This is a genomic window from Bacteroides hominis, from assembly GCF_033042785.2.
Classification (GTDB): Bacteria; Bacteroidota; Bacteroidia; order Bacteroidales; family Bacteroidaceae; genus Bacteroides; species Bacteroides hominis.
In genome coordinates, this window is sequence record NZ_CP178829.1 from 3,467,933 (window position 1) to 3,484,938 (window position 17,006).

At 42.7% G+C, this 17,006-nt stretch carries 15 protein-coding genes; 12 read left to right on the forward strand and 3 right to left on the reverse strand.

Annotated elements, in window-relative coordinates; genetic code table 11:
- Positions 1-2: 2 nt before the first annotated feature.
- Complete coding sequence (locus tag R3O62_RS14475; protein ID WP_005805717.1) at positions 3-2,216, reverse strand: RelA/SpoT family protein; 2,214 nt, start codon at positions 2,214-2,216, stop codon at positions 3-5.
- 107 nt (positions 2,217-2,323) lie between these two features.
- Here R3O62_RS14475 and R3O62_RS14480 point away from each other — a divergent pair, with 107 nt between their 5' ends.
- Positions 2,324-3,841 carry a DUF4301 family protein gene (locus tag R3O62_RS14480; RefSeq protein ID WP_005777505.1) on the forward strand — a complete coding sequence of 506 codons (1,518 nt, stop codon included), beginning with the start codon at positions 2,324-2,326 and terminating at the stop codon, positions 3,839-3,841.
- A gap of 65 nt (positions 3,842-3,906) precedes the next feature.
- Here the strand turns inward: R3O62_RS14480 and R3O62_RS14485 are convergent, their stop codons facing one another.
- On the reverse strand, positions 3,907-4,152 hold the full coding sequence (locus tag R3O62_RS14485) for an RNA recognition motif domain-containing protein (protein WP_005805721.1): 246 nt from the start codon (positions 4,150-4,152) through the stop codon (positions 3,907-3,909).
- Positions 4,153-4,798: 646 nt separating this feature from the next.
- Here R3O62_RS14485 and purT point away from each other — a divergent pair.
- The 11 genes from purT (at position 4,799) to R3O62_RS14540 (ending at position 16,456) form a co-directional block, all read left to right on the forward strand.
- Positions 4,799-5,965, forward strand: coding sequence for a formate-dependent phosphoribosylglycinamide formyltransferase (purT, locus tag R3O62_RS14490; protein ID WP_122143336.1), 1,167 nt, complete (start codon positions 4,799-4,801; stop codon positions 5,963-5,965).
- Between the two features lie 570 nt (positions 5,966-6,535).
- Positions 6,536-8,053, forward strand: coding sequence for a F0F1 ATP synthase subunit beta (gene atpD, locus R3O62_RS14495; RefSeq protein WP_005777517.1), 1,518 nt, complete (start codon positions 6,536-6,538; stop codon positions 8,051-8,053).
- Between the two features lie 11 nt (positions 8,054-8,064).
- Complete coding sequence (gene atpC / locus R3O62_RS14500; protein ID WP_005805723.1) at positions 8,065-8,310, forward strand: ATP synthase F1 subunit epsilon; 246 nt, start codon at positions 8,065-8,067, stop codon at positions 8,308-8,310.
- A gap of 30 nt (positions 8,311-8,340) precedes the next feature.
- Positions 8,341-8,769: a hypothetical protein gene (locus tag R3O62_RS14505; protein WP_005777520.1), complete on the forward strand. Its 429-nt coding sequence runs from the start codon at positions 8,341-8,343 to the stop codon at positions 8,767-8,769.
- Positions 8,753-9,904, forward strand: coding sequence for a F0F1 ATP synthase subunit A (gene atpB, locus R3O62_RS14510; RefSeq protein ID WP_005805725.1), 1,152 nt, complete (start codon positions 8,753-8,755; stop codon positions 9,902-9,904). Before R3O62_RS14505 ends, atpB begins: the two co-directional genes overlap by 17 nt.
- A gap of 26 nt (positions 9,905-9,930) precedes the next feature.
- On the forward strand, positions 9,931-10,188 hold the full coding sequence (atpE, locus tag R3O62_RS14515; RefSeq protein WP_005777530.1) for an ATP synthase F0 subunit C: 258 nt from the start codon (positions 9,931-9,933) through the stop codon (positions 10,186-10,188).
- A gap of 15 nt (positions 10,189-10,203) precedes the next feature.
- On the forward strand, positions 10,204-10,701 hold the full coding sequence (atpF, locus tag R3O62_RS14520; RefSeq protein WP_005777532.1) for a F0F1 ATP synthase subunit B: 498 nt from the start codon (positions 10,204-10,206) through the stop codon (positions 10,699-10,701).
- A 6-nt stretch (positions 10,702-10,707) separates the two neighbouring features.
- Complete coding sequence (locus R3O62_RS14525; protein ID WP_005777534.1) at positions 10,708-11,268, forward strand: F0F1 ATP synthase subunit delta; 561 nt, start codon at positions 10,708-10,710, stop codon at positions 11,266-11,268.
- A 13-nt stretch (positions 11,269-11,281) separates the two neighbouring features.
- A complete protein-coding gene (atpA, locus tag R3O62_RS14530) occupies positions 11,282-12,865 on the forward strand; it encodes a F0F1 ATP synthase subunit alpha (RefSeq protein WP_005777536.1) in 1,584 nt (527 codons plus the stop codon).
- Positions 12,866-12,883: 18 nt separating this feature from the next.
- Positions 12,884-13,756, forward strand: a complete 873-nt coding sequence (locus R3O62_RS14535; RefSeq protein WP_022011735.1) for a F0F1 ATP synthase subunit gamma — start codon at positions 12,884-12,886, stop codon at positions 13,754-13,756.
- Positions 13,757-13,915: 159 nt separating this feature from the next.
- A complete protein-coding gene (locus R3O62_RS14540) occupies positions 13,916-16,456 on the forward strand; it encodes a helix-turn-helix domain-containing protein (protein ID WP_317472565.1) in 2,541 nt (846 codons plus the stop codon).
- 68 nt (positions 16,457-16,524) lie between these two features.
- Here the strand turns inward: R3O62_RS14540 and R3O62_RS14545 are convergent, their stop codons facing one another.
- The gene (locus tag R3O62_RS14545; RefSeq protein WP_005777545.1) at positions 16,525-16,881 is read right to left on the reverse strand and encodes a thioredoxin family protein; all 357 of its coding nucleotides are present in this window, start codon (positions 16,879-16,881) and stop codon (positions 16,525-16,527) included.
- Between the last annotated feature and the right edge of the window lie 125 nt (positions 16,882-17,006).

Here is a 17,006-nt window from a genome sequence, read left to right on the forward strand (position 1 = left end):
TCTCAGTTTCTGCTAACCTGTTTTACACCTTTCACTGTGCGTAGCTTTTTAATCAGTGCCTCCAGTCGTCCGGTGTCACTCACCATAATGGTCAGCGTGCCCGAGAAGAGTCCGTCGTTCGAATCAATTCCAATGGAACGCAGTGAGATGCCATTCTCTTTTGATATGATAGAGGTGATATTGGTCACAATACCGATGTCATCATGACCCACTACACGGAGTGTGATCGGATATTGAGTACCTTCCGATTTTCCGGCCCAGCGTGCTTTGACAATACGGTATCCGAAGCGTTCGCGCATCTGTCCCGCATTGGGGCAGTCGTTGCGGTGAATCTTGATCCCCCCGGATACAGTGACAAATCCGAATACGTCGTCTCCATATATGGGGTTGCAACATTTGGCCAACTTGAAGTCCAGTCCTTTCAGGTTTTGGTCAATGACGAGTACATCCTCTTTAGTGACAGTGGTTTCGTCTATCTGGTTTTGCAAGTTGTATTCTTCGGCACTGCGGTAGATCACTTCATCACGTTCACCGTCCCGTTTCTGTTGTTCGATGTATTTATCCAGAATGTCGTTCACGTCAAGCACTTCGTCGGCAATATTCTGATAAAACTCTGTCACATTCTTGAATCCCAGGCGTTTGATCAGACGCATCATTACTGCTTCGTCATATTCCATCTTCCGGTTTTTGAATTTCCGTTCCAATGTTTCTTTGGCGAAATCGTGTTGGCGTGCTACCATTTCCTTCAGGGCCTGGCGGATCTTCGTACGGGCTTTTGAGGTAGTGACAATGTTCAGCCAGTCCTGTTTCGGAGTCTGTGTGTTCGATGTCATAATCTCTACCTGGTCTCCGCTATTCAACTTTTGTCTCAGCTGTACATTTTTACCGTTTACCTTTGCACCGATGCACTTACACCCCAATTTGCTGTGAATGTGGAAAGCGAAATCGAGTACCGTAGCTCCTTTTGCCAGTTTGAAGAGGTCTCCTTTCGGCGTAAACACAAATACCTCGTCTTCATACAGATCCAGTTTAAACTGATCCATCATTTCCAGGTCGTTTTCTGTATTCTCCAATGCTTCGCGTATTGAAGTCAGCCATTCGTCCAGCCCGCTTTCACCTTTCACACCTTTGTATCTCCAATGTGCGGCCAGTCCGCGCTCGGCTATCTCGTCCATACGTTCCGTACGGATTTGCACTTCGACCCATTTTCCTTCCGGCCCCATTACAGTAATGTGCAATGATTCGTAACCATTGCTTTTGGGAACCGACAGCCAGTCACGCAGACGTTTCGGATTAGGTTGATACATATCCGTCACAATGGAGTAAGCCTGCCAGCATTCCTGCTTTTCTTTTTCGAACTGGGATTCCAGAATGATACGTATGGCAAATAAGTCATACACGTTTTCGAACTGGCATTTCTGTTTCTTCATTTTCTGATAGATGGAATGAATGGATTTGGTGCGTCCTTTCATGTGAAAATGCAGTCCCGCTTCCTCCAGTTTCCGTTGTATCGGAGCGATGAAGTTGGCAATATAACGGTCACGTGACTTTTTCGTCTCGTTCAGTTTCTCTTTGATGTGGTAATAAATGTCATGTTCGGTGTACTTCAATGACAAATCTTCCAGCTCCGATTTCAGTTTATACAATCCCAGTTTGTGAGCCAACGGAGCGTACAGATAGGCGGCTTCATTAGCCACTCGTCTGCGGGCCTCGTCATTCTCGGCATCCTTTATTTGCCGCATCACGTTTACACGGTCGGCGATCATGATCAGGATCACACGCATGTCTTCGGCAAAAGACAACAACAGGTTACGGAAATTTTCCGATTCGATAGTCGGACTCTTATCGTAAAGGTCATTAATCTTAATGAGTCCCCGGATAATTCCGGCTACATCTTCGCCATACTCCTGTTGAATATATTCTATTGTATACGAGTGACAACGCACCGGTGTGTGTAACATGATACCCAGAATAGATGCCCGTTTCATACCGATTTCTTCGGCCACGATTACAGCAGTCTGCATATCTTTGATGACAGGATTCAGACCGAAACTGTCCCTTTGCATCGCATTGTTCTGTGTGGAGTCGATAAGGTGCTTTTTCAGCTTTCTGCAGTCTCCTTTTTGTAAGGTTTCTCCGGTGAGGCGCAGTAGTTTTTTGTATAGTGAGAACAATAATTCTCTCTCTTCTTTCGTAAAGAATTCATCTCTTTCCATAAGCAGCTCAAATTTATCGTCGGTAAAGATAGTTTTTTTCCGGGTTTTGTAGGGTGTCCTCTTCCTTTTTTTGTATTTTTGGGCATGAATTAATAAAATTAGATAGTATGATAACACCTGAAGACAAAGAATTGCTTGCCCAAAAAGGCATTTCGGAAGTACAAATCGCTGAACAGTTGACTTGTTTCCAAAAAGGCTTTCCTTATTTGAAATTAGATGCTGCCGCATCTGTAGAAAAAGGTATTTTGGCTCCCGATGCCGAAGAACAGAAAGCTTATCTCGCAGCCTGGGATGCTTATACCAATTCTGACAAAACGATTGTAAAGTTTGTACCCGCTTCGGGTGCTGCCAGCCGTATGTTCAAAAATCTTTTTGAATTTCTGGATGCTGACTATGCTGAGCCGACTACAAAGTTCGAACAAACGTTCTTTGCCTCAATTGAGAAATTTGCTTTCTATGATGATCTGAATACTGCTTGTATGAGGATAGAAGGTAAAGATATTCCTGGTTTGATTGCAGATGGCGACTACAAGGCAGTTGTTTCAGGATTGCTGAACGTAGCGGGATTAAACTATGGTGCACTTCCGAAAGGTTTGCTCAAGTTCCATAAGTACGAAGAAGGCTCACGTACTCCGCTTGAAGAACATTTGGCGGAGGGTGCTATGTACGCTGCCGGTAAAAGTGGAAAGGTGAATGTCCACTTTACTGTTTCAACCGAACATCGTGAACTCTTTAAATCATTGGTAGCCGAAAAAGCCGATGCCTTTGCCAAACGTTATGGAGTAGATTATAATATTAGTTTTTCCGAGCAGAAACCAAGTACCGATACGATTGCCGCTGATATGGAAAACCAGCCTTTCCGCGATAATGGCAAGCTTTTGTTCCGCCCCGGTGGTCATGGAGCACTGATTGAGAACCTGAACGATTTGGATGCGGATGTGATTTTTATTAAGAATATAGACAATGTCGTTCCGGACAGATTAAAAGGTGATACGGTGCTTTATAAGAAATTGATTGCCGGTGTACTGGTATCCCTCCAGAAGCAGGCTTTTGAATATTTGGAACTTTTGGATAGCGGCCGCTACACACACGAACAGGTAATGGATATTCTGCAATTTGTGCAGAAGAAACTTTTCTGCAAGAATCCAGAAACGAAGGATCTGGAAGATGCTGAATTGGTCATCTATCTGAAGAATAAATTGAACCGCCCGATGCGTGTTTGTGGTATGGTGAAGAATGTGGGTGAACCGGGTGGCGGTCCGTTCCTTGCTTATAACAGTGACGGAACGATTTCATTGCAAATCCTTGAAAGTTCACAGATCGATATGAATAATCCGGAAGCTAAAGAAATGTTTGAGAAAGGTACCCACTTCAATCCGGTAGATTTGGTTTGTGCGGTACGTGATTACAAAGGACATAAGTTTGATCTGGTAAGATACGTGGATAAAGCCACAGGCTTCATATCTTATAAGTCGAAGAGTGGTAAAGACTTGAAAGCTCTTGAGCTTCCCGGCTTGTGGAATGGTGCCATGAGTGATTGGAGTACGGTATTTGTGGAAGTTCCGCTTTCTACATTTAATCCGGTGAAGACGGTAAATGATCTGTTGCGTGAACAACACCAATAGTCGAGGGAGAAATAAAAAGGGATGTCAATTGACATCCCTTTTCTCTTATTCTATTGCTTATCAGATCAGTTTCTTGGTAAAGCTTCTTTTACTACCATCGGACGACCGGCATATTCTGCTCCGTTCAATTCTTTAATGGCATTGCTGGCTTCTGAAGATTCCGGCATTTCAACAAAAGCAAAACCTTTAGATCTTCTTGTTTCGCGATCTGTGATCAGTTTTACTGATTCTACTGTTCCATACTCTTCCATAACTTGTCTCAAATCTGACTCCTTAACATTATAGCTAAGATTTCCAATGTACATATTCATAAATATACAAAAATAAAAAATTAATAAAATAACAATAAAGCTTTAGGAAGTGTAAATCAGAAATGAAAGTTCTCAATGCGAACATTGAGGAAATACATGTGAGAGTTAGACCAATAAAAAACTCTTATTGTTTGGTTTTGCAAAGTAAGGCATTAATTCCGGATAATATGCTATATTAGGTTCTTTTCATCCTTTTAAATATTCTTTTTTGTGTAATTAGACCAATAATTAACACTTTGTTTTGGCCACCCATTCTTGTATTTGTCTCTATATTAGAAATTATTTTATGCCGTTTATGAAGTTAACATCCTGTTGTATACGATGTTAATAACGTAATTATACGAAGTTAATATCGTAAAGTCGAGAAGTTAACTTCCTGCAAATACGATATTAACTTCGTATAATCCCTTTCTATGTGTGCTTTAAGTGGTTGAAAATCAGTGATGTTCTATGAAGTGGAAATACTCCATTCTTCTTTTAGGAGGAGAGTTTTCTCTTGAATATGTTTTGCAGACCTTTTACTTGTTAATCATTTTTTATACTGTTCCCTTTTTCTTTCCTTTATTGCAATCATTTAGTAGCTCGTTCGGGATTTATTGGAAGAAAAGTAGTATTTTTGCGTCATTATATCTTAAAATATTCAATCATGAAGAAAATACTTTTACTCGGATCGGGCGAACTGGGAAAGGAATTTGTAATTTCTGCTCAACGTAAAGGTCAGTACACCATTGCTTGTGATTCGTATGCCGGAGCACCTGCTATGCAAGTAGCCGATGAATACGAAGTTTTCGATATGCTGAACGGTGAAGAACTGGAGCGTACTGTAAAGAAACACCGGCCGGATATTATCGTCCCCGAAATTGAAGCCATCCGCACGGAACGTTTATACGATTTCGAGAAGGAAGGCATTCAGGTAGTGCCGAGTGCCCGTGCAGTGAATTATACCATGAACCGCAAAGCCATCCGTGATTTGGCCGCTAAGGAATTGGGGCTGAAAACTGCGAAATACTATTATGCCAAATCGTTGGAGGAATTGAAGGAAGCTGCTGCGAAGATAGGTTTTCCCTGTGTTGTGAAGCCTTTAATGTCATCATCGGGCAAAGGGCAGTCGCTGGTAAAAAGTGCTGCTGAGTTGGAGCATGCCTGGGAGTATGGTTGTAGCGGCAGCCGCGGAGATATTCGTGAACTGATTATTGAAGAGTTTATCAAATTCGATAGTGAAATAACTTTGCTCACGGTAACTCAGAAGAATGGTCCGACACTATTTTGTCCGCCTATCGGACATGTACAGAAGGGAGGAGACTATCGTGAAAGTTTTCAGCCCGCACACATTGACCCGGCACATCTGAAGGAAGCGGAAGAGATGGCTGAAAAAGTAACCCGCGCATTGACCGGTGCCGGATTATGGGGAGTTGAATTCTTCCTGAGTCATGAAAATGGGGTTTACTTCTCAGAACTGTCTCCGCGTCCGCACGATACAGGAATGGTAACATTGGCGGGAACACAAAACCTGAATGAATTTGAACTTCACTTACGTGCCGTATTAGGATTACCCATTCCGGGTATAAAGCAGGAGAGAATAGGAGCGAGTGCTGTTATTCTTTCACCGATTGCCAGCCAGGAACGTCCGCAGTATAGAGGCATGGAGGAAGTTACCATAGAAGAGGACACCTATCTGCGTATATTTGGTAAGCCATATACACGTGTGAATCGCCGTATGGGGGTAGTACTCTGTTATGCTCCGAACGGTTCTGATCTGGATGCTTTGCGTGATAAGGCAAAACGAATAGCTGATAAAGTAGAGGTATATTAAATACGGAGGTTTCTTTCTGAAAATCCAATAACAGGTCTTTGTCGCTTAAGAGGTGGCAGAGACCTGTCTTTTTATTAGTCTATGCCTCTGTCTTTTTCTGCTCTTTTGCAATTGTTAATACTCTGCCCGGTTAAGTCTGCAGAGACCGAAAAATGACTCTCAAACACAACTCTCTTTTATCAATATAAAACTCGTTGCATGTTGTACTATCTAACATTTGACTAATTGACTGAAAACACTATAGGTACTTGAAAACTTGATAGGTCGCCTTGTTAGATTGAGAACAGTGCCTATTTGCCTGAACATGCTTTGTATAACAGTAAAAAGGGCACTAATAATGTTCATTTTCACGCTGCTGTAAGTTTAATGAATGTTATCTAAAGAGAAAATATAGAAAAATGGTACAACGGGAAAAAAAAGTTTCTACATTTGCGAAGTTGTTTGTTTAACTATCTGTGTGAACAAAACCGAATATCGAACGTTATGTTAATAGTGAAACTGGTAAAAACGCGACTTACCATGCTATAACGCTTTAGAGTATTAGAAGAATAATATATAAAAAGATTGCTTATGTCACAGATTATAGGACATATCTCTCAGGTAATTGGCCCTGTGGTCGATGTGTATTTTGAAGGTACAGAATCGGACTTGATATTGCCAAGTATCCACGACGCATTGGAGATAAAAAGGCACAACGGCAAAAAGCTGATTGTAGAAGTACAACAACACATTGGTGAAAATACTGTTCGTACCGTGGCCATGGATAGTACCGACGGCTTACAACGCGGGATGAAGGTATTTCCTACAGGAGGTCCTATCACAATGCCGGTAGGTGAACAAATCAAAGGACGTTTGATGAACGTAGTCGGCGATTCTATTGACGGAATGAAAGAACTCAATCGTGAGGGTGCTTATTCCATTCACCGTGATCCCCCAAAATTTGAAGATTTAACCACCGTACAGGAAGTGTTGTTCACCGGAATAAAGGTGATCGACCTGCTTGAACCTTATTCAAAAGGAGGTAAAATTGGTCTGTTTGGTGGTGCCGGAGTAGGTAAGACGGTACTTATTATGGAACTCATCAATAACATTGCAAAGAAGCATAATGGTTTTTCCGTATTTGCCGGGGTAGGAGAACGTACCCGTGAAGGTAATGACTTGCTTCGTGAAATGATTGAATCGGGTGTAATCCGTTATGGAGAGGCTTTTAAAGAAAGTATGGAAAAAGGACACTGGGACCTTTCGAAAGTAGATTATAACGAAGTAGAGAAATCGCAGGCTACATTGGTGTTCGGACAAATGAATGAACCTCCCGGTGCACGTGCTTCGGTTGCGCTGTCGGGACTGACTGTTGCCGAATCTTTCCGGGATATGGGGGCCAAGTCGGGTGCCAGGGATATCTTGTTTTTCATTGATAATATTTTCCGTTTTACTCAGGCAGGATCCGAGGTCTCAGCTTTGTTAGGACGTATGCCTTCTGCCGTAGGTTATCAACCTACATTAGCTACGGAAATGGGTGCTATGCAAGAGCGAATCACTTCAACCAAGACGGGCTCCATCACTTCGGTGCAGGCTGTATATGTGCCGGCTGACGACTTGACCGACCCTGCACCGGCAACCACTTTTACTCACTTGGATGCAACAACTGTATTGAGCCGAAAAATCACTGAACTCGGAATTTATCCGGCTGTAGACCCGTTGGAATCTACTTCTCGTATCCTTGACCCACATATTGTGGGGCAAGAGCATTATGATGTGGCTCAGCGTGTGAAGCAGATTCTGCAACGAAACAAGGAATTGCAGGATATCATTTCCATCTTGGGTATGGAGGAGCTGTCCGATGCCGATCGTTTGGTTGTGAACCGTGCGCGCAGGGTACAACGTTTCCTGTCTCAGCCGTTTACTGTAGCCGAACAGTTTACCGGTGTGCCGGGAGCAATGGTCTCTATTGAAGACACCATCAAAGGGTTTAAGATGATTTTGGACGGTGAAGTGGATTATCTGCCCGAACCGGCATTCTTAAATGTAGGTACGATAGAAGAAGCTATTGAAAAGGGTAAGAAGTTGCTTGAGCAAGCCAATAAATAAAATAAGGAATCATGAAAGAACTGCATTTGAATATTGTATCGCCGGAAAAGGAGGTATTTGATGGTGAAGTGAAGAGTGTTACTCTTCCGGGAACCAGTGGGGTATTTTCCATTTTGGCGCAGCATGCGCCGATTGTCTCTTCTCTGCAAGAAGGAACAGTCAGTTACACGACAACGGATGGCGAAGAGCATACGTTGGATATTCACAGCGGTTTTGTGGAGCTAAGTAACGGAGAAGCTTCCGTTTGTGTATCCTGACCTTGATCCACACAAGAACCTGTTTTTACTATGAATATGAGCATTACAAAACGCAATTTCCTGAGTTATCTTACCATTTTGACTCTTGTCGGAGGTGGGTTGGGAGCTTTGGTTTTGCATTATCTTGAGCCCGGACACTATTTCGGAGGTTATCCGTTGATACCGGTATACTTTTATATATTCGGTGTATTTTACATTTATATGTTTGATGCCTGCAGGCGTCATGCACCGGACAAGATGGTGATGCTTTTTTTGGTAGCAAAGGTTCTGAAGATGATTATATCAGTCTTTCTGTTGATAATCTACTGTGTGGCTGTGCCCGATTCTGCTGTGGAATTTCTGCTGACATTTCTGGCATTCTATCTGGGCTACCTTATATATGAAAGCTGGTTTTTCTTCGTTTTCGAATGGAATCAGAAACTAAAAAAGAAATCAAAAAAATATGAAACAGTTGCGTAACATAGTTACCGGAATGTTGATCCTGATAGGAGGTATGTTGCCTGTTATGGTCTCTGCACAAGAGCCTGTGGAGGGCGATACCGCCACTGCTTTACAGCAAGAGATTATTGTGGGGAAAGACACAATCAATCAGGAGGCAAATCAGGTAGATGTAAAAGGCATTGTATTCGGTCATATCGGCGACTCCTACGAATGGCACATCACAAATATAGGAAAAACCTCTATCTGTATTCCATTGCCGATTATCGTATATAGCGAAACTTCAGGTTGGCATGCTTTTTTGTCATCGCGCCTTGAAGAGAATGACGGTAAATATGAAGGATTCTATATCGCTCCTGCCGGAAGCAGGTACGAAGGCAAAATTGTAGAACGTAATGCGGCGGGAGAAGAGGTTCGACCATGGGATATTTCTATTACTAAGGTTACTTTATCTCTATTTATCAATAGTGCTATCTTATTAATAATCATCCTTAGTGTGGCGCATTGGTATCGTAAGCGTGAACAGGGGGCTTATGCCCCTGGCGGATTTGTCGGTTTTATGGAGATGTTTATTATGATGATCCATGATGATGTGATTAAGAGTTGTGTAGGGCCTAACTATAAAAAGTTCGCTCCTTATTTGTTGACAGCCTTTTTCTTTATTTTCATCAATAACATCATGGGATTGATACCGATTTTCCCGGGAGGAGCGAATGTGACCGGAAATATCGCTATAACGCTGGTATTGGCTTTATTTACATTTGTCATCGTTAATATATTCGGGACGAAACACTACTGGAAAGATGTTTTCTGGCCCGATGTTCCCTGGTGGCTGAAAGTGCCTATACCCATGATGCCATTTATCGAATTTTTCGGTGTATTTACGAAACCGTTCGCATTGATGATCCGTTTGTTTGCCAATATGTTGTCCGGACACATGGCTATGTTGGTTCTTACCTGTTTGATATTTATATCGGCAAGTATGGGGCCTGCCATTAACGGTTCGCTTACGGTGGCTTCGGTGCTGTTCAACATCTTTATGAATTTGCTCGAAGTGTTGGTTGCCTTTATTCAGGCCTATGTGTTTACAATGTTATCGGCTGTATTTATCGGACTGGCTCAGGAAGGCGGTAAAAAAGAAGAAGTAAAAGAATAATATAAACCATTTTAAAACTGAAAATTATGTTACTATCAGTATTATTGCAAGCTGCTGCTGCAGGAGTAGGATTGAGTAAATTGGGAGCTGCCCTCGGAGCTGGTTTAGCTGTTATCGGAGCAGGTATCGGTATTGGTAAGATTGGTGGCTCGGCCATGGAAGGTATTGCACGTCAACCGGAGGCATCGGGAGATATTCGTATGAATATGATTATTGCTGCTGCTTTGGTAGAAGGTGTGGCATTGTTGGCATTGGTTGTTTGTCTGTTAGTACTTTTCTTATAATAAACAAAGAAGATTATGTCATTGTTACTACCCGATAGTGGCCTGATATTCTGGATGCTCCTTTCTTTTGGAATTGTATTCGCGGTATTGGCTAAATACGGCTTCCCCGTCATCATTAAGATGGTGGAAGGCCGTAAAACCTATATCGACGAATCATTGGAGGTAGCCAGAGAAGCAAACGCCCAGTTGTCACGACTGAAAGAGGAGGGCGAAGCTATTGTGGCTGCCGCTAATAAGGAACAGGGACGTATCATGAAAGAGGCTATGCAGGAACGTGAGAAAATTATTTACGAGGCCCGCAAACAAGCTGAAATAGCTGCCCAGAAAGAACTGGACGAAGTGAAACGACAGATTCAGATTGAAAAGGAAGAAGCCATACGCGATATTCGTCGTCAGGTAGCTCTTCTATCTGTGGATATAGCTGAGAAAGTTATTCGTAAGAATCTGGCTGATAAACAAGAGCAGATGGGAATGATAGACCGTATGCTTGATGAAGTATTAACGAAGAACTAAGAGAAAATGGAAGTCGGAATAATTTCAATGCGGTATGCGAAAGCTCTGATGGCTTATGCGGAAGAGAGAGGAGCGGAAGACAGGCTATATCATGAACTTGTCACGCTGGCACACAGTTTCCGTACAGTGAAGGGATTTTGTGCCGTACTTGATAATCCCATTGTTTCTGTTGACGAAAAGTTCAGTCTGATCTGTACGGCAGCCGATGGAGACAATAAACCGAGTGAAGAGTTTATTCGTTTTGTCCGTCTGGTACTCAAGGAGAGAAGGGAGACTTATCTGCAATTCATGAGTCTGATGTATCTGGATCTTTACCGGAAGAAGAAGCATATTGGTGTAGGTAAACTGATCACTGCTGTCCCGGTAGATAAGGCTACTGAAGAGCGTATCCGACAAACTGCTGCACATATTTTGCATGCGTATATGGAGTTGGAAACAGTGATCGACCCTTCTATAGAAGGTGGCTTTGTTTTCGATATTAACGATTACCGACTTGATGCCAGTATTGCTACACAGTTGAAGAAAGTGAAACAACAGTTCATTGATAAGAATCGAAGAATTGTATAATTAGTGAAAAATTATGTCTGAAAATATAAGAGTAAGCGAAGTATCTGAGATTCTGCGCCAACAGCTTGAAGGAATCGAGACCAAGGTGCAGCTTGATGAAATCGGTACGGTGCTGCAGGTGAGTGATGGTGTGGTACGTATTTACGGTCTGCGCAATGCCGAGGCCAACGAACTGCTTGAGTTTGATAATGGTATCAAGGCCATTGTTATGAACCTGGAAGAAGATAATGTGGGTGCCGTCTTGCTCGGACCTACGGATAAGATCAAGGAAGGTTTCACAGTGAAACGTACCAAACGAATCGCTTCTATCCGTGTGGGAGAAAGTATGTTGGGACGCGTTATCGATCCGTTGGGAGAACCGTTGGACGGAAAAGGATTGATCGGCGGTGAACTCTATGAAATGCCTTTGGAGCGTAAAGCTCCGGGGGTAATCTATCGTCAGCCGGTAAATCAGCCGTTGCAAACAGGTCTGAAAGCAGTTGATGCAATGATTCCTATCGGTCGTGGACAGCGTGAGTTGATTATCGGTGACCGGCAGACGGGAAAAACATCGATAGCTATTGATACGATAATAAACCAGCGTAGTAATTACGAAGCGGGCGATCCGGTATATTGCATTTATGTAGCTATCGGACAGAAAGGATCTACAGTGGCTTCTATTGTGAATACTTTACGCCAATATGGTGCGATGGATTACACTATTGTAGTAGCTGCCACAGCCGGAGATCCTGCTGCACTTCAATATTTCGCTCCGTTTGCAGGGGCTGCTATCGGTGAGTATTTCCGTGATACCGGTCGTCATGCGTTGGTGGTTTATGATGACTTGTCCAAACAGGCGGTATCTTATCGTGAAGTATCTTTGATTCTCCGTCGTCCTTCCGGTCGTGAAGCTTATCCGGGTGATATCTTCTATTTGCATTCCCGTTTGCTGGAACGTGCAGCCAAGATTATCAATCAGGAAGAGGTGGCTCGTGAAATGAACGACTTGCCCGAGAGTCTGAAAGGAAAAGTGAAAGGCGGAGGTTCACTGACAGCATTGCCTATTATCGAAACACAGGCCGGAGACGTTTCTGCCTATATTCCGACTAATGTGATTTCCATTACAGACGGTCAGATATTCCTTGATACGGATTTATTCAATCAAGGTAACCGTCCGGCTATCAATGTCGGTATCTCAGTTTCCCGTGTGGGAGGTAATGCTCAGATTAAGGCTATGAAAAAAGTGGCCGGTACGTTAAAAATAGACCAGGCGCAATATCGTGAACTGGAAGCATTCTCCAAATTTAGCGGAGACATGGATCCGGTTACCGCACTGACCATTGACAAAGGACAAAAGAATGCCCGTTTATTGGTTCAACCTCAATATTCTCCGATGCCGGTAGAGAAGCAGATTGCGATTCTCTATTGTGGTATCAACGGATTGCTGAGAAATGTTCCACTGGATAAGGTAGAAGACTTTGAGGCGGCATTTCTCAATACACTCGCTCTCGATCATCAGTCGGATGTACTGGACGTATTGAAGACAGGAGTAATCAATGATGAAGTAACGAAAGCGATTGAGGAAACAGCAACGATGGTTGCGAAACAGTTTAGTTAATTATAAACCATAAAGACTATGGCTTCACTAAAAGAAGTAAAAACCAGAATAAATTCGGTACAGAGTACCCGAAAAATCACTTCAGCAATGAAGATGGTGGCTTCTGCCAAGTTACACAAGGCACAGGGAGCCATTGAAAACATGCTGCCTTATCAGAGGAAACTGAATAAGATATTGACCAACTTTCTGAGTGCTGACCTTCCGGTAGAGTCTCCATTCTGTGCGGAACGCCCTGTCAAGCGTATTGCTATTGTAGCTTTCTCTTCCAACAGCTCTTTATGTGGTGCTTTCAATGCGAACGTACTAAAGATGTTTTTGCAGACGGTTGGAGAATATCGTGAGCTGGGGCAGGATAATATCCTGATCTATCCGGTTGGCAAGAAAATAGAGGAAGCTGTGAAAAAATTAGGATTTTTTTCTCAAGGGAGCTATCAGAGACTGGCAGATAAGCCTTCGTACGATGAAGCTGCTACGTTGGCCAAATTGTTGATGGAACTTTTTCTGGAGAAGAACATCGACCGGGTGGAGTTGATTTATCATCATTTCAGATCGATGGGAATACAGGAGCTGTTGCGTGAAAGATACTTGCCGATTGATCTGTCTGCCGTTCAGAATGAAGACGGGAAAACCGGAATGGTAAATGACTATATCATAGAACCTTCCGCAGCCCAGTTGATAGCAGATCTGATTCCGCAGGTTTTGAGTCAAAAGATCTTTACGGCTGCTCTCGATTCTAATGCATCCGAACATGCCGCACGTACTTTAGCTATGCAAATAGCAACGGATAATGCCAATGAACTGATTCAGGAACTGACAAAGCAGTATAATAAGACCCGCCAGCAAGCCATTACAAACGAGTTGCTTGATATTGTGGGCGGTAGTATGGCTTAAACTTTCCACAGGGGGCACAAAGGTTGCGGAGTTGTTATCAATGAAGAAACTGACAACTAATCATCGTCCGTAGCCTTTGTATCTTCTGTGGCAAAATAACTTATTATTATATTGGTTTCTTCTTTCTTTTGCTATAACTTTGTAGCAAAGTATTATTTCATGGAAGAAAATCACGAATTAGAATTAGCCTGGCAAGTCATTGAAAATACCGGTACCCATCTGTTTCTGACAGGAAAAGCCGGAACCGGAAAAACAACCTTCCTTCGTCGGTTAAAGGAATTAACTCCCAAACGCATGGTAGTGGTCGCTCCTACGGGGATTGCTGCCATTAATGCCGGAGGTGTCACCATACACTCTTTTTTCCAATTAAACTTTGCGCCTTATATTCCGGAGAGTACATTCAATTCTGCCCAACAAAGCTTCCATAAATTCGGGAAAGAAAAAATCAATATCATCCGCAGCATGGATCTGTTGGTGATCGATGAAATCAGTATGGTACGTGCCGATCAACTTGATGCGGTGGATTCAGTGTTGCGTCGTTATCGGGATCGTTCGAAACCTTTTGGAGGTGTTCAACTTCTGATGATAGGCGATTTACAGCAGTTGGCTCCGGTAGTAAAGGAAGAAGACTGGAATTTGTTGACCTCTTATTATGACACGGCATTTTTCTTTGGCAGTCATTCACTGAAAGAGACTGAATATATCACTATAGAGTTGAAGAAAGTCTATCGGCAGAGCGATACGGCTTTTGTCGGATTATTAAATAAAATCAGAGACAAAGAGGCCGACGAATCTGTGCTGGAAGAATTGAATAAACGTTATCTTCCGGAGTTTCGTCCGAGAGAAGAAGAAGGGTACATCCGGCTGACGACACATAATTATCAGGCCCAGCAATATAATGACAGACAGCTGCTTTCTCTTTCCGGCAGGGCTTTCAGCTTTCAGGCGAGGGTAGAAGGTACTTTCCCGGAATCGGCTTATCCGGCGGATGAAATGCTCACTGTCAAGGAAGGGGCTCAGATTATGTTTATTAAAAACGACTCTTCCGGGGAACATCGATATTATAATGGAATGATCGGTTTGGTTACGGCTGTTGGTAAAGATGGCATCCGGGTGAAAGGAAATGGAGAATCGCAGGACTTTTTACTTGAAACGGAAGAATGGACAAATAGTAAATACAGTCTGAATCCGCAGACGAAAGAGATAACGGAAGAGGTTGAAGGTACTTTCCGGCAGTATCCTATTCGTTTGGCATGGGCTATAACGATCCATAAAAGTCAGGGTTTGACTTTTGAACGTGCCATCATTGATGCAAACGCTTCTTTTGCTCATGGGCAGGTTTATGTTGCGCTGAGTCGTTGTAAATCTCTTCAGGGACTGGTACTCAGTTCTCCTTTAAGGAGAGAGTCTATTATCAGTGACGACACGATTGACGAATTCACCCGTAATGCCGGAGAACTGACCCCTGATAAGCATAAGCTGGCTCTGCTGCGTCAACATTATTTCTACGAGTTGCTATGTGAACAATTCGATTTTCATCCTCTTGAGCAACATTTCGCACGTGTTCTGCGTCTGCTCGATGAACACTTATACCGACTCTATCCAAAGTTGCTGGAACGGTATAAAGAAACGATCGATCTGTATAAAGCTCAGATAATGAAGGTTGCCGATACTTTCAAGTTGCAATATTCGACTCTGTTGATGGAGGTGGAGGACTATGACGCAAATCCGAAACTGAATGAACGAATTGTGGCCGGTGCCCATTATTTCCGTAAACACCTGGAGGATTTGTTAAACCCACTGATGGTTTCTACAAAGGTAGAAACGGATAATAAAGAACTGAAAAAGAAATTTTCCGAAGCGTTAGATACATTGAAGACGACACTCCATGTGAAGCTGGGAACACTCTATTATACCGAAAAAGAAGGTTTTACCGTATCAGCTTTTCTAAAACATAAGGCTGTCCTGACCTTATCCGTTTCCGGAGGAGAAAGTACATCCTCGTCCGGAAGATCGGAACGTAAACCCCGAACTGCTGAAAAAATAGAAGTTCCTACCGATATCCTACATCCGGAACTGTATAAACAGTTGATTGCATGGAGAAATTCAGAAGCTTCGAAAGCTAATCTTCCTGTTTACACTGTTATACAACAGAAAGCAATACTGGGCATTGTGAATTTATTGCCCTGTGATACGGCTTCGTTAGTGCGTATTCCATATTTTGGGAAGCGTGGTGCCGAAAAGTACGGCGATGTTTTGCTTGAAATGGTGAGCCGGTATGTAAAGGAACAGGGAATAGAACGTCCACCAATGCCTGCAATAACATTGACCCTCAAAAAAGAAACTAAGGAACCGAAAGAGCCAAAGCCTCTAAAAGAAACTAAACCCGTGAAGGAGCCAAAACTTGACACCAAAGAGATAACCTATCGTCTTTTCAGGCAGGGGAAAAATATCGAAGAGATAGCCAAGGAACGTGAGTTGGTTTCAGGGACTATAGCCGGACATCTGGAGCATTATGTACGCTTGGGAGCAGTTAAGATAGAGCAGCTCGTTACGAAAGAAAAGATTATGAAAATTACCCGTTATGTGCAAGCTAATGGAAGTGACAAAGGACTTACGGCAATTAAAGCTGCTTTGGGTGATGAGGTTTCATATGCAGATATAAGGCTGGTACTTGCTGCCGAAAAAAAAGAATCATAAGATTTGTACGTCAGTCAGCTTACGTTTTACCGTGGTTGACTGACGTACCCAATGCTTAGTCAGGTAAATTATAATAGTGCCTCTTCTATTAACGCTTTTAGTTGCGTTTTATTCATGGTTCCTAATTTCATGGTCGGTTCTCCTCCAACAGGACAAAGCAGCAGATTAGGGATTGTACGAATGGCAAAAGCCGCTTCCAATTCCGGTTCCTGATCTACATCCACTTTATAAATATCTATTTTACCATTATATTCTACAGCCAGTTGATCCAGTATGGGTGACAGTGCTTTGCAATATACACACCAGGGAGCATGAAAATCTACCAGGCAGGGCTTGTTGCCTTTAAACTTCCATTCTTTCGGATATCCTTGATAATCTGCAACTTTTTCTACAAAACTTTCTTTGGTTAAATCGATGACTTTCATATTTCTATTTTTTAAAGGGTTACTACTTGTTTGTTTCTTTGATGTTGCAAAGATAGGAAGATCGGAGTTATTGGCAGATAGCTATTTCTCCTATTGTATTAGCAATTCTTCCTTGTCCTGCTTTT

Excerpts from the sequence above, each read along its gene's own strand:
- R3O62_RS14475 (WP_005805717.1), bottom strand. The coding sequence starts at position 2,216 with ATGGAAAGAGATGAATTCTTTACGAAAGAAGAGAGAGAATTATTGTTC.
- R3O62_RS14480 (WP_005777505.1), top strand. The coding sequence starts at position 2,324 with ATGATAACACCTGAAGACAAAGAATTGCTTGCCCAAAAAGGCATTTCG.
- R3O62_RS14485 (WP_005805721.1), bottom strand. The coding sequence starts at position 4,152 with ATGAATATGTACATTGGAAATCTTAGCTATAATGTTAAGGAGTCAGAT.
- purT (WP_122143336.1), top strand. The coding sequence starts at position 4,799 with ATGAAGAAAATACTTTTACTCGGATCGGGCGAACTGGGAAAGGAATTT.
- atpD (WP_005777517.1), top strand. The coding sequence starts at position 6,536 with ATGTCACAGATTATAGGACATATCTCTCAGGTAATTGGCCCTGTGGTC.
- atpC (WP_005805723.1), top strand. The coding sequence starts at position 8,065 with ATGAAAGAACTGCATTTGAATATTGTATCGCCGGAAAAGGAGGTATTT.
- R3O62_RS14505 (WP_005777520.1), top strand. The coding sequence starts at position 8,341 with ATGAATATGAGCATTACAAAACGCAATTTCCTGAGTTATCTTACCATT.
- atpB (WP_005805725.1), top strand. The coding sequence starts at position 8,753 with ATGAAACAGTTGCGTAACATAGTTACCGGAATGTTGATCCTGATAGGA.
- atpE (WP_005777530.1), top strand. The coding sequence starts at position 9,931 with ATGTTACTATCAGTATTATTGCAAGCTGCTGCTGCAGGAGTAGGATTG.
- atpF (WP_005777532.1), top strand. The coding sequence starts at position 10,204 with ATGTCATTGTTACTACCCGATAGTGGCCTGATATTCTGGATGCTCCTT.
- R3O62_RS14525 (WP_005777534.1), top strand. The coding sequence starts at position 10,708 with ATGGAAGTCGGAATAATTTCAATGCGGTATGCGAAAGCTCTGATGGCT.
- atpA (WP_005777536.1), top strand. The coding sequence starts at position 11,282 with ATGTCTGAAAATATAAGAGTAAGCGAAGTATCTGAGATTCTGCGCCAA.
- R3O62_RS14535 (WP_022011735.1), top strand. The coding sequence starts at position 12,884 with ATGGCTTCACTAAAAGAAGTAAAAACCAGAATAAATTCGGTACAGAGT.
- R3O62_RS14540 (WP_317472565.1), top strand. The coding sequence starts at position 13,916 with ATGGAAGAAAATCACGAATTAGAATTAGCCTGGCAAGTCATTGAAAAT.
- R3O62_RS14545 (WP_005777545.1), bottom strand. The coding sequence starts at position 16,881 with ATGAAAGTCATCGATTTAACCAAAGAAAGTTTTGTAGAAAAAGTTGCA.